This window comes from Methylocystis borbori (assembly GCF_036576025.1).
Taxonomy (GTDB): domain Bacteria; phylum Pseudomonadota; class Alphaproteobacteria; order Rhizobiales; family Beijerinckiaceae; genus Methylocystis; species Methylocystis borbori.
The window spans coordinates 40,701-51,566 of the sequence record NZ_JAZHYN010000024.1 but is presented as its reverse complement, the minus strand read 5'-3'; the positions used below and the strand labels follow the sequence as shown (position 1 = coordinate 51,566).

The following is a 10,866-nucleotide window of genomic DNA, read 5'->3' as shown; positions in this document are numbered from 1 at the left end:
GTCGGCGGCGCGACGCTCTTTCGGCTCGCCGCGCATCCCGACGCGCCCCGCCGCTTCGCGCGCCTCGCGGCGCAGGGCGTGTTGACGCGCGTCTTCGCCGAGCGGCCCAATTGGCTGCGCTTCGGCTTGGCGGGCGACGAGCCGGCTTGGGCGCGCCTCGCCTCGGCGCTGGAGAGCTTTAATGGCGACTGACGCCGAGCATCGCGCCGCGCCGGAAGACGCGCTTGAAGCCGCCGCGCCTTTCAGCGAGGCGGAGCGCGCCGCGATCTATCGCGTCATCCATGCGCGCCGCGACGTGCGCGACGAATTTCTCGCGGGGGACGTGCCGCGCGACGTGATCCTGCGCATTCTCGACGCCGCGCATCACGCCCCTTCGGTCGGCTTCATGCAGCCCTGGAATTTCATTCTCGTCCGCGACGCCGAAAAGCGCCGCGCCGTTTACGCGGCCTTCGAGCGCGCCTGCGCGGCGGAGGAAGAGGCGCTCGCGCCGGAGCGGCGCGCTCATTATCGAAGCCTGAAGCTCCAGGGCATTCTGAAAGCGCCGCTCAACATCTGCGTCACCTGCGACCGCGCGCGTTCCGGCGCGACGGGGCTGGGGCGCACGCAGCAGCCAGATACGGATATTCTCAGCACCGCCTGCGCCGTCCAGAATCTCTGGCTCGCCGCCCGCGCGGAAGGGGTCGGCGTCGGCTGGGTGAGCATCATGCGCGACGAGGATCTGCGCCAGATTCTAGATATTCCCAAAGAGATCGCGATCGTCGCCTATCTCTGCGTCGGCTATGTCGCGCAGGCCTATGCCGCGCCCGAACTTGAAGTCAGACGTTGGGCGTCGCGCCTGCCCCTGGAGGAACTGATCTTTGAAGAATCCTGGGGAAAACGGGGGAGCCTCCATAACTCCGCCTTAAATATCGATGAAACTTAATAAATTGGGCGATGCTGCGGGGTCCGTGGGGTCCGTTCACTGACCGTTCAAGCGGCGCCGCTTAAGAAGGCGGGGCGGGTCGGCAAGAGAGCGGCGGGCGCATTTTTGCCGAGACGGATGGCGGTTCGACGTAGAAGGTGCGTTAATTCAATCGCTTAGAGTCTATTCATCGATCGGCGATTCATGAATATGCTCTGGTTGACAGGCTCCCTCTTAGGGCGGCGGAGACGCGGAATGAATTTAGAAGGGTTCCTCGACAAGGCTTTTCCGCTTGCTAACGACACAATCCTCACCGTGACCGAAGTGCCGGAATGCGAAGAGCAGCTTCTGAAGCTGCTCGAAGGGGCCATGCGGCGCGGATTCGACAATCATGCGCGGCTCACGCAAATCCATCTGCCGATGGAGCGCTTTCCCGACATGGATTCGAAGTTCTGGCACGTGCCGATCGAGGATTGCGGCGCCGCGCAGGTGCTGCGCTTCTTCTTCGAGGCGCCGAAGACGACGGCGAATTGACGCTCGATTCGGTCAAGCGACTCGGATTGTCATTCCAGGCGCGCGATCGGGAAGGCGCAAAGCGAACGAACCTGCCGCGAATCTGACTAAACGCCGCTGATGCGCGCCGGCGTCATGGGCGTGCGCGCCGCGTTCGGCTTTTTGCGCCGCAGCCGGCTCATCATGAGATAGATCACCGGGGTCGTATAGAGCGTCAGCGCCTGGCTGAGCAGCAGGCCGCCGATGATGGTGATGCCGAGCGGGCGCCGCAATTCGGCGCCGATGCCCGTCGCGAAAGCGAGCGGCAGCGCGCCAAACATCGCGGCGAGCGTCGTCATCACAATGGGGCGGAAGCGTTCTCGCGCCGCCGCCATCGCCGCCTCGCGCACCGACATTCCGCGCTCGCGCTCGGCCTGAAGCGCGAAATCGACGAGCATGATGCCGTTCTTCTTGACGATGCCGATCAGCAGCAAAATGCCGATGAAGGCGATGATGGTGAATTCGACGTTGAAGAGCTCCAGCGACAAAAGCGCGCCAAGGCCAGCGGACGGCAGCGTCGAGATGATCGTGATCGGATGCACCAGGCTTTCGTAGAGAATGCCGAGAATGATGTAGACGGAAAGCAGCGCCGCGAGGATCAGCGCCGCCATGCCCGCCGCGACCTTGCGGAAATCCGCGACATCGCCCGAGAATTCGGCGCGCAGGCTGCTTGGAGGATCGAGTTCGGCAATCGCCGCCTCGATGGCTTTCACGGTGCCGTCGAGACTGTAGCCGGGCGCGACATTGTAGGAAATGGTCGTCGCCGGCATGACGCCCTGATGATGCACGATGAGCGGCAAGGAATTGCGTTCGATATGGGCGAGCGAGGTGAGCGGAACCTGCTCGCCGCCGGTCGAGGAGACATAGACGCCGGCAAGGTCGCGAATGTCGCGCTGGCGCTCTGGAGGCGTTTCGAAAATCACGCGATATTGATTGCGCTGCGTATAGATGATGGCGTCCTGCCGCTGGCCGAAGGCGCTGTTGAGCGCGGCGTCGATCGCGGAGATCTGCACATTCATGCGCGCGGCGGCGTTGCGGTCGATAACGACGCTCGCGCGCAGGCCGCCCATCTCCTGATCGGAGGTCACGTCGATCAGCTCCGGCGCCTTTTTGAGGCGCGCCATCACTTTTTCGCGCCAGATTTCTAGGTCCTCGATCGAGGGGCCCGACAGCGTGAACTGATATTGCGATTTGCTTTGGCGTCCGCCGGCGCGCATATCCTGCGACGGCGTCATGAAAACGCTCAGGCCCGGAATCTTTCTGAATTCGCGACGTAGCCGCGCGATCACCTCCTTGCTGCTGGACCGCCGTTCGCCGGCGGGCTTCAGGGCGACAAAAAGACGTCCCTGATTGCTTGAGCCGGTAAGATTGGCGGCGCCGATGAAGGAGCCCACATTGGCGACGTCCGGGTCGGCGAGAAGCGTGTCGGACGCGAGTCTCTGCAAGCGCGCCATTTCCGCGAAGGAAACGTCGGCCGACGCCTCCGTCACGCCATTGATGAGGCCGATGTCGTCCTGCGGCAGATTGCCTTTCGGAATCGTCTGGTAGAGATGGACGGTCCAGACGATGGCGCCGATGATGACGGCGAGCGTCGCCCAGGGATGGTCGATCGCCGGCCGCAGGCTGCGCGTGTAAAAATCCAGAATCCTGTCGAGCCCGCCCTCGATGAAGCGATCGAAGCGCGACGGCGTCTTCTCGCGCGGCGCCGGAAGCCGGGCGCAGATCGTCGGCGTCACGGTCAGCGACACGACCGTCGAGATGACGATGGTGAAGGCGAGCGTATAGGAGAATTCGCGCAGGAGGCGTCCCATCACGCCTTCCATGAAAAGCAGCGGGATGAAGACCGCGATGAGCGACAGGCTGATGGAGACGACCGTAAAGCCGATTTGCTTCGAACCGATGAGCGCGGCCTCGATTCGGCCGAGCCCGCGCTCGGCGTTGCTCTGTATATTCTCGATCATGACGATCGCATCGTCGACGACGAAGCCCACCGATATGGTGAGCGCCATCAGCGAGAGATTGTCGATCGAGAACCCCGCAAGCCACATCGCGGCGCAGGCGCCGACGAGGGAAAGCGGCACGGTGACGCCGGCGGCGATGACCGGAGTCGCGCGGCGCAAAAACACATAGACGACCATCATCACGAGGCCGATCGAAATCGCCAGCGTGCGCTGAATGTCGTGAACGCTGGCGCGGATCGTCTGGGTGCGGTCGGAGAGCACGCTGATCTTGACGCCGCTCGGAATCCATTGCTGCATGCGCGGCAGCAGCTCCTTGATATGGTCGACGGTCTCGATCACATTGGCGTTGGGCTGCTTGGCGACGATGATGAGCACGGCCGGCTTGCCGTTATACCAGCCCGCCGCCATGCGGTTCCGCACGCCAAGCTCGACTTTGGCGACGTCGCCGAGCTTTACGACCGCGCCGCCGCGCGAGGCGATGACAATGTTGCGGTAGTCTTCCGGCGTCGAAAGCTGGTCGGTCGTCGCGAGCGTAATCTCCTGCACCGCGCCGCCCATCGAGCCGATGGCGGAATGAGCGTTGGCGGCGTTGAGCGCCCTGGCGACGGCGTCGACGCCAAGACCCATGGAGGCGAGGCGCGCGCTGTCGACCTGCACGCGAATCGCCGGCTGCTCGGCGCCTGCGATGCGCGCCTCCGCGACGCCCGCGACCTGCGAAATGCGCTGCGCGATAACGGAGTCGGCGGCGTCGAAAATGACGCTCGTCGGCAGCGTGTCGGAAGTGAGCGCGAGCACGAGCACCGGCATGCTCGACTGGCTCGCCTTGCGATAGGTGGGCATCATCGGCAGATCGCTCGGCAGATCGGTGAGCGCCGCGTTGATCGCCGCCTGCACGTCCCGCGCCGCCGCGTCGAGCGGCCGCGAAATGTCGAATTGCGCGATGATCTGCGTCGAGCCGAGCGAATTGGACGAGGTCAGCTCGTTCAGTCCGGAGATGCTCGCGAGGCGCCGTTCGAGCGGCGCCGCGACCGACGCCGCCATAGTTTCGGGATCGGCGCCGGGACGTCCGGCCGAGATGCCGATGATCGGGAAATCGACGGCCGGCAGGCTCGCGACCGGCAGGAAGAAATAGGCGACGGCGCCGACCAGGAACAGCGCGCTCCCGAGAAGCGTCGTCGCGATCGGCCGCCTGATGAAGGGCGCGGAGATATTCATTCCGCCGCCTCCCGCGGCGCTTGCTTCTCCGCCTCCGTCTCGGCCTCCGACGCGGATCGCGGCTTGGCCTTCGCGCCGAGCCGCACCCGCAGGCGCTCAACCGCGAGATAGATCACCGGGGTCGTATAGAGCGTCAGCGCCTGGCTGACCAAAAGGCCGCCGATGATCGCGACGCCGAGCGGCGCCCGCAATTCGCTGCCGACGCCATGCGAGAGCGCCAGCGGCAAGGCGCCAAGAAGCGCGGCGAGCGTCGTCATCATGATCGGCCGGAAACGCAGATGGCAGGCGCGCACGATGGCGTCGCGCGCGGAGAGGCCCTCGTCGCGTTCGGCGTCGAGCGCGAAGTCGATCATCATGATCGCGTTCTTCTTGACGATGCCCATCAGCAGGATGACGCCGATGAGCGCGACGAGCGTCATCTCGATGCGCAGGAGCATGAGCGCGAGCAGCGCGCCGACGCCCGCTGAGGGCAGCGTCGTGAGCACGGTGAAGGGATGCGCAAAGCTCTCATAGAGGACGCCAAGCACGATATAGATCGAAACGACCGCGGCCAGAATGAGCCAGGGTTCGCTTGCGAGCGACTTGTTGAACTCCGCGGCGTCGGCGCTGAAGGCGCCGATGATCGACGACGGCATGCCGATCGCGGCTTCCGTCTTCCCGATGAGCTTCACCGCGTCGCCGAGCGAGAAGCCGTCGGCGAGATCGAAGCTGATCGTCGCCGCCGGAAACTGGTCCTGATGCGCGACCGAAAGCGGCGCGGAGACATTATCGATACGCGCCACGGTCGCAAGCGGCGTCTGCGGTCCGCCGCCGAGCGGCGAGACATAGAGCTTTTCCAGCGCGGAGGGATCGCGCTGATATTGCGGCGCGGCTTCGAGAATGACGCGATATTGGTTCGACTGCGTGTAGATCGTCGAAATCTGGCGCTGGCCGAAGGCGTCGTTCAGCGTGTCGTCGACCATTTGCGCGGTGAGGCCGAGCCGTCCGAGCTTGTCGCGGTCGATGCGCATCAGCGCGCGCAGGCCGCCCTCCTGCGTCTCCGACGCGACATTGCGCAGGCCCGGCGCCGCGCGCAGCTTGTCCATGAGCCGGCTGGTCCAGGCGCTCAATTCGCCGCCGTCGGCCGACGTCAGCGTATATTGATATTGCGAACGGCTCGGCCGCGTCGTGATCTGAATGTCCTGAACCGGCTGAACGAAGAGCGCGACGCCCGCCGCCTTCTCTCCTGCGGCCTTGAGGCGGTCGGCGATGACGGCGGCGCTCGCCTCGCGTTCGCTGTGGGGGCGTAGCGTCACCGCGAGCCGTCCGACATTGGTCGTGGCGTTGAGGGGACCCGCGCCGAGAACCGAAATGACGCCGGCGACGTCTGGATCGCGGCGGAACTCTTCGGAGATTTGCGCCTGCAGCGCCGTCATTCTCTCGAAGGAGGCGTCGGCGGAGGCTTCCATCACGACCGACAGCGCGCCCGTGTCCTGGCGCGGCAGGAAGCCTTTCGGGATGACGATATAAAGCGCGATGGTGAGCGCGAGCGTCGCGACGGTAAGCGCCAGCATGAAGGTTTCGCGCTTGAGCGCCCAGTCGAGCGAGACGTGATAGGCGCGGTCGAGCGCGAGAGAGAACGACTCCCAGCTGGAGCGGCGATGCGGCGGCGCGCGGCGCAATATGGTCGCGCAGAGCATCGGCGTCAGCGTCAGCGAGATCAGCGCGGAGATGACGACGGCGATCGTCAGCGTCAGCGCGAATTCGCGGAACATGCGGCCGACGACGCCGGTCATGAACAGCAGCGGAATGAAGACGGCGATGAGCGAGACGGTCAGCGACACGACGGTGAAGCCGATCTCGCGCGCGCCGTCGAGCGCCGCCTGACGCGGCGCCTTGCCGATTTCGATGTTGCGCACGATGTTCTCGATCATCACGATCGCGTCGTCAACAATGAAGCCGGTGCCGATGGTGAGCGCCATCAGCGACAGATTGTCGAGCGAGAAGCCCGCGGCCCACATCACCGCGAAGGTGGCGATAATGGAGAGCGGCAGGCTGACGCCGGCGATGACGGTCGCCCGCCAACTGCGCAGGAACATCAGCACGACGAGCACGACGAGCGCGGCGGCGATGACCAGCGTGATCTCGACCTCCGAAATCGAGGCGCGGATCGTCTCGGTGCGGTCGTTGACGATTTCGAGCGACATGCCGCCAGGCAGGGCGTGCTGAAGCAGCGGCAGCTCCTGCTTCACCAGTTCGACGGTGTTGATGATATTGGCGCCGGGCTGGCGCATCACGTCGAGGACCACGGTCTGTTCGCCGTTGCGCCAGCCGCCGACGTGGGCGTTCTCCAGCCCCTCGACGACTTTCGCCACGTCGCGCAGCATCACCGGCGCGCCGTTGCGCCAGGCGACGATCACGTCGTTATACTGGCGCGCGTCGAGAATCTGGTCGTTGGCGTCGAGCGTGTAGGATTGGCGTAAGCCGTCGAGCGAGCCCTTCGCGCCAGCAAAATTGGCCGCGGCGACGGCGGCGCGCAGATCCTCCATGCCGATGCGATTGGCGGCGAGCCGGGCGAGATCGGCCTGGATGCGGATCGCCGGGCGCACGCCGCCCTGCACCGAAACGCGCCCGACGCCCGTGACCTGCGAAAGCTGCGGCGCGATCAGCGTATCGGCGCGATCGCTCAAGTCGCGCAGCGTCGCGGTCTTCGAGCGCAGCGTCAGCGTCAGGACCGGCGTGTCGGCGGGATTGACCTTGGCGTAAACCGGCGGGTAGGGCAGGTTGCGGGGCAGCGTCGACGCGGCGGCGTTGATCGCCGCCTGCACGTCCTGCGCCGCCGCGTCGATGTCGCGGTCGAGATCGAACTGCAGCGTGATCTGCGACAGGCCGAAGGAGCTTTGCGACGACATCATCGTCAGCGAGGGAATCTGGCCGAACTGGCGTTCGAGCGACGCCGTCACCAGCGAAGCGATGGTGTCGGGATTGGCGCCGGGAAGCTGCGTCGTGATCTGAATGGTCGGAAAATCGACCTGCGGCAGCGGCGAGACAGGAAGCCGCAGATAGGCCAGCACGCCAAACAGCAGAGCGGCGAACGCCATAAGCGACGTCGCCACCGGCCGTTGAATGAAGGGCGACGATACATTCATCGCTGCGTTTGCTCGCCTTACCTTATGCGCGCGCCATTGCTGCGCGCGCCGCGTTCGCGCCGCGGGCTCTCTCCGGCGCCGCGATCCAGCGGCGGGACGCCGCCCGCGGTGGGCGGAGCCTCCGCTGGCGGGGCTTGCGCGTTAACGACCCGCGTCTCGGCCCCGTCGAAAAGCCGCGAGAAGCCGCTGGTAATGACGGTCTCGCCGGGCTCCAGCCCCGACGTAATCACGGCGATCTTCTCGTCCTGGCGGCCCGTCGTCACCATGCGCAATCGCGCTACGTTATTGTCGCCCAGCACATAGACGAAAGCCCCATTCGGCCCGCGCTGCACGGCGGGGCTCGGCGCCGTCACCACATCCTTGAGCAAGTCGAGCGTCAGCCGCACATTCACGAACTGGCCCGGCCATAGCGAGAGATTGGGATTGGGGAAGGTCGCCTTCAAGCGCACCGTGCCCGTCTGCGGGTCGATCTGATTGTCAATCACCGATAATTCGCCGGTCTCTATCACGCTGGCGTTATCGGGGCCGAGCGCGGCGACCTTGGCCGCTCCCTGCGTCTGCGCCTTCTGCACCGCCGGCAGCGTCTGCTGCGGCAGAGTGAAGACGACGAAAATGGGCCTCAACTGGGTGATGACGACGATGCCGGTCGGGTCGGAGGGATGGACGATATTGCCCACGTCGACGAGCCTGATGCCGGCGTGGCCGTCGATCGGCGACCGGATGGTGGCGTAATCGAGCGTCGTCTTGGCGTTTTCAATCGCCGCCTGATCGGCGCGCACCTGCGCTTCGAGCTGCGCGACCAGCGCCTGTTGCGTCGCATGCTGCTGCTTAGAGGCGTAATGGCTGACGACGAGCTTCTCATAGCGTGTGAGGTCAACGCGGGCGTTGGCGAGATTGGCCTCGTCTTGCGCCCTTTTGGCGACCGCCTGGTCGTATTGGGCTTGATAGAGGGCGGGATCGATCTCGGCGAGGATGTCGCCCTTGCGCACATCCTGGCCTTCCGAGAAGCGGAGTCGGAGCAACTGTCCGTCGACCTGGGTGCGGATCGTCACCGTATTGAGCGCCTGCACCGTACCGACCGCGTCGATCGTCACAGGCACGTCGGCGAGGCGGACCTCGGCGGTGGTCACCGTGACGGTCGTTTCGCGGCGCGGCCCGTCGCGGCCCGACTGATTGCCCGTCCCGCCTCCAGAAAAGCCCGGCAGCCAGCCGCCCCGATAGGCGAAAGCGAGGCCGACGACCAGCGCCAGCGCGCCGACAGCCAGGATCAGCCGCCGGTTCGCGCGGATCATGGCCAGGGTCCCTTGTCGGTTTCATAAACGGCGTTGGCGCGCGCAATCTCAAGTTCGCGGGTGGTCGGCGACCAACCGCCGCCAAGCGCCTGATAGAGGCTCGTCGCCGCCTGGAAATGCGCCAGCCGGGCGAGGGCGAGCTGGTCCTGCGCCTGGAAAAAGGTCGTCTCCGTGGTCGACATTGTCACGATGTCAATCGTCCCTTCAGCGAGCCGCACTTCGGCGGCCTCCAAGGCGCGCCGCGCCGCCGCCACGGCGTCTCCCTGCAGCTTGACCTGACGCTCCGTCTCCTTGACCGCGATCAGGGCGTTCTCCGTGTCGGACAGCGCGGTCAGAATCTGCTTGCGATAGAGCGCCGCCTGTTCGGCATAGCGGCTCTTTTGTAACTCATATTGTCCTTGTAAATTGTAACCGTCGAAAATCGGTTGGGTAAGCGTGCCGGCGACCTGATAGGCGATGGCGTCGGGGCGCATGACGAGGGTCGACAAAAGCGCGCTCTGGAAGCCGTGGAGGCCGGTGAGCGTGACCGACGGAAAAAACGCGGCGCGCGCCTGCAGCACCGAGAATTCAAACGACGCGAGCCTGGCCTCGGCCGCCGCCACATCGGGGCGGCGCAGCAACACCTCTGAAGGCAGACCCGGCGCGACGCGGGGAAAAGTCAGGCGCGTCAGCGAGCCGCCCTTCACATTGACGTTCTCCGGCCGCTCGCCGATGAGCACCGCGAGCGTGTTGCGGGTCTGGCGCAGGGTCTGCTCCAGCGGCGGGATCGTGGCGCGCTCCTGCGCCAGCACCGACTCCTGCTGGGACGTGTCGAGCACGGTCGCCGTGCCAACCTCGAGGCGCGCCGCCACCGCGTCATAGACGCGTTGGGCGATGGCGACGTTCTGATTGGCGATGGCCAGACGATCCTGGGCGGTCAGAACCTGAAAATAGGCGTTGAGCGTGGCGGCGACGGTCGAAATCTCAACAACGTCGCGATCGAAGCGCGAAGCATTGGAGAGCATCCGCGCGGCCTTGGAAGCGTCCTCGTTCTTGCCCCAGAAGTCGATTTCATAGCTCGCCGTCAGGCCAAGCTGGAAAAAGCCGAAATTCCGGGGGCGGAACCCGGAGCTCGTCAAGCTTGACGTCGAGCTTGAACTCGAGCTCGAACTTGTCGTCGCGGCGTTGAACCCGGAGCTCGCCGAGCCGACGTTGATCGTCGTCCCGGGGGTGCGCGTCGTGCGGACAATGTCGGTCATCGAGATCGAGGGCCACATGGCCGAGCTCGAAACCCGCGACTGCGCGTCGGCCTGTTCGATCCGGGCGACCGCCGCCGCGAGGTCGAGATTGTCGTCGACCGCGCGCTCGACAAGTTTCGTCAGCTCCTTCGAGCCGAACTTCACCGCGAAGTCGCGTCCGCTCGGAATGGGCGGCTCGGGCTGGGGCTTCGCCTCGCGAAACCGCGCCGGCGGCGGCGCCGAAATGTCGGGCTTATTCCATTCGAGGTCGCAGCCCGAGAGAACCGGCGCCCCGCAGCACGCGGCGAGCAGGGCGGGGCTTTGAAAAAGACGGAACAGGGCGGACGCGGTCAATTGAGCTGAGGTCCCAACAAAACGGCGAACGGCCGAGCGTCCCTCTTCCTTAAGCGCCCGCCGCCGCCGCGGAAAGAGCTCAACGCTCGGCCGCGCAGCCGGCCGAAGGCGCCCCGATCGTCAAAGACCGGCGAGTCCCAAGCCTTTTAAAGCGCCGAAGTGGGAATGGGCGTTGGCCGTCAACGCTTCCGAAAACTGTGAATTCTAAGCTCGCCCGCGTCGGCGCGAGCGTCAAGTTACCGATCG

Annotated in this window: 6 protein-coding genes and 1 pseudogene; 3 read left to right on the top strand and 4 right to left on the bottom strand. The window is 65.4% G+C overall.

What is annotated here, in order from left to right; all coding sequences use genetic code 11:
- From V3H18_RS09710 to V3H18_RS09700, 3 genes and pseudogenes are all read left to right on the top strand, one after another.
- Window positions 1-192 (top strand): annotated as a pseudogene (locus V3H18_RS09710) (threonine-phosphate decarboxylase); the annotation flags it as partial.
- Entirely contained in the window at window positions 182-922 is a 741-nt protein-coding gene (gene bluB, locus V3H18_RS09705) for a 5,6-dimethylbenzimidazole synthase (RefSeq protein ID WP_332081827.1), read from the top strand. The pseudogene V3H18_RS09710 and the gene bluB, both read left to right, overlap by 11 nt.
- Window positions 923-1,156: 234 nt before the next feature.
- Window positions 1,157-1,435, top strand: a complete 279-nt coding sequence (locus V3H18_RS09700; protein WP_332081826.1) for a hypothetical protein — start codon at window positions 1,157-1,159, stop codon at window positions 1,433-1,435.
- 86 nt (window positions 1,436-1,521) lie between these two features.
- Here V3H18_RS09700 and V3H18_RS09695 read toward each other — a convergent pair whose 3' ends face one another.
- The 4 genes from V3H18_RS09695 to V3H18_RS09680 are packed head-to-tail and all read right to left on the bottom strand — an operon-like array spanning window position 1,522 to window position 10,620.
- Window positions 1,522-4,629: an efflux RND transporter permease subunit gene (locus V3H18_RS09695; protein WP_332081825.1), complete on the bottom strand. Its 3,108-nt coding sequence runs from the start codon at window positions 4,627-4,629 to the stop codon at window positions 1,522-1,524.
- Window positions 4,626-7,757 carry an efflux RND transporter permease subunit gene (locus tag V3H18_RS09690; protein WP_332081824.1) on the bottom strand — a complete coding sequence of 1,044 codons (3,132 nt, stop codon included), beginning with the start codon at window positions 7,755-7,757 and terminating at the stop codon, window positions 4,626-4,628. Before V3H18_RS09690 ends, V3H18_RS09695 begins: the two co-directional genes overlap by 4 nt.
- A 17-nt stretch (window positions 7,758-7,774) precedes the next feature.
- Complete coding sequence (locus V3H18_RS09685) at window positions 7,775-9,049, bottom strand: efflux RND transporter periplasmic adaptor subunit (RefSeq protein ID WP_332081823.1); 1,275 nt, start codon at window positions 9,047-9,049, stop codon at window positions 7,775-7,777.
- Entirely contained in the window at window positions 9,046-10,620 is a 1,575-nt protein-coding gene (locus V3H18_RS09680) for an efflux transporter outer membrane subunit (RefSeq protein ID WP_332081822.1), read from the bottom strand. Before V3H18_RS09680 ends, V3H18_RS09685 begins: the two co-directional genes overlap by 4 nt.
- Window positions 10,621-10,866: the final 246 nt, after the last annotated feature.

Bases quoted from the DNA above. Each gene is read 5' to 3' on its own strand.
- bluB (WP_332081827.1), top strand. From the start codon at position 182: ATGGCGACTGACGCCGAGCATCGCGCCGCGCCGGAAGACGCGCTTGAA.
- V3H18_RS09700 (WP_332081826.1), top strand. From the start codon at position 1,157: ATGAATTTAGAAGGGTTCCTCGACAAGGCTTTTCCGCTTGCTAACGAC.
- V3H18_RS09695 (WP_332081825.1), bottom strand. From the start codon at position 4,629: ATGAATATCTCCGCGCCCTTCATCAGGCGGCCGATCGCGACGACGCTT.
- V3H18_RS09690 (WP_332081824.1), bottom strand. From the start codon at position 7,757: ATGAATGTATCGTCGCCCTTCATTCAACGGCCGGTGGCGACGTCGCTT.
- V3H18_RS09685 (WP_332081823.1), bottom strand. From the start codon at position 9,049: ATGATCCGCGCGAACCGGCGGCTGATCCTGGCTGTCGGCGCGCTGGCG.